General features: G+C 58.5%; 1 protein-coding gene. It reads left to right on the top strand.

The genetic code is table 11. The features are described 5' to 3' along the window. The coding region (locus tag JFC11_RS18825; protein WP_198350271.1) for a hypothetical protein at positions 1 to 1,500 on the top strand (1,500 nt) is incomplete at both ends.

Raw genomic sequence — 1,500 nt, 5'->3', positions numbered from 1 at the left:
TCACTCTGGAAGACGGCACCGAAGTGGGCGACACCCTGACGGTCACCGACAAGGACGGCAATGTTCTCTTTGACGGAGAAGTAACTCAAGACGATATGGACAATGGCGTCACGGTTGAGGTGCCAGTCGAGCCGGGCGACACCGATGTGAGCGTGACAGCTACGGTCACCGACCCAGCGGGCAATTCCAGCAGCGACGACGACACTAAACCCGTCGATAACGCATCTCCGGCTGTCTCGGTCGAGCTGATCGGCAGCGGTGATGACGGCATCTACAGCCAGGATGAGATCGGCGACGACGGCACCGTTACCGCCCAGGTCATCCTGGAAGAGGGCACCCAGGTAGGCGACACCTTGGTGGTTACCGACAAAGACGGTAATGAACTGTTTAATCGTCCGATCACACAAGACGATCTGGATAATGGCATCACGGTTGAGGTGCCAGTCGAGCCGGGCGACACTGATGTCAGCGTGACTGCCACGGTCACCGACCCGGCAGGCAACGCCAGCAGCGACGATGACACTAAACCCGTCGATAACACATCCCCAGCGGTATCTGTCGAGTTGCAAGGGGCCGGAGATGACGGCACCTATAACCAGGATGAGATTGGTGACGACGGCACCGTTACCGCCCAGGTCACCTTGGAAGAGGGCACCCGGGTAGGCGATACCTTGGTAGTCACCGACAAGAACGGCAATGTCCTCGACGAGCGAGAAGTCACCCAGTCCGGCTTGGATAATGGCGTTACGGTGGAAGTACCGGTTGCCAAAGGCGATACCAGTGTCAGCGTGACCGCCACGGTCACCGACCCGATAGGCAACACTAGCAGCGACGATGACACTAAACCTGTCGATAACACATCTCCAGTGGTATCTGTCGAGTTGCAAGGGGCCGGAGATGACGGCATCTACAGCCAGGATGAGATTGGTGAAGACGGCACCGTTACCGCCCAGGTCACCTTGGAAGAGGGCACTCAGGTAGGCGATACTTTGGTGGTCATCGACAAGAACGGCAATGTCCTCGATGAGCGAGATGTCACCCAGTCCGACTTGGATAATGGCGTTACGGTGGAAGTACCGGTTGCCGAAGGCGATACCAGTGTCAGCGTGACTGCCTCGGTCACCGACCCAGCAGGCAATACCGCTAGTGACGACGATCAGAATCCGGTGGATTGGGATGTCTCGATCGATGTGCCCAACAATAATGACGCCACCACGCCGGATGGCAACATCAATGACCAAGTGGTATTCGAAAGCGGCTTGGCCGATGGCTCTGCCCCGAACACCGATGACACTCGGGTTGAGTCCAGCCTGACGCTGACCGCCCTGGACGGCCTGCAGGACAATAGCGCGGTGACGTTGTCCTACACCGATGCGGATGGAAATGAGGCGACCCTCGAACTCAGCCGAGCCGAAGTAGAAGCACTGGGCGATACCCCACAGAGCCTGACCACCCAGTACGGCGAGCTGACCCTGAACGGCTACAGCCAAGCCGCCGACG

The organism is Vreelandella alkaliphila, assembly GCF_016107625.1.
Classification (GTDB): Bacteria; Pseudomonadota; Gammaproteobacteria; order Pseudomonadales; family Halomonadaceae; genus Vreelandella; species Vreelandella alkaliphila.
This window is presented reverse-complemented; position numbering and strand designations above follow the sequence as displayed.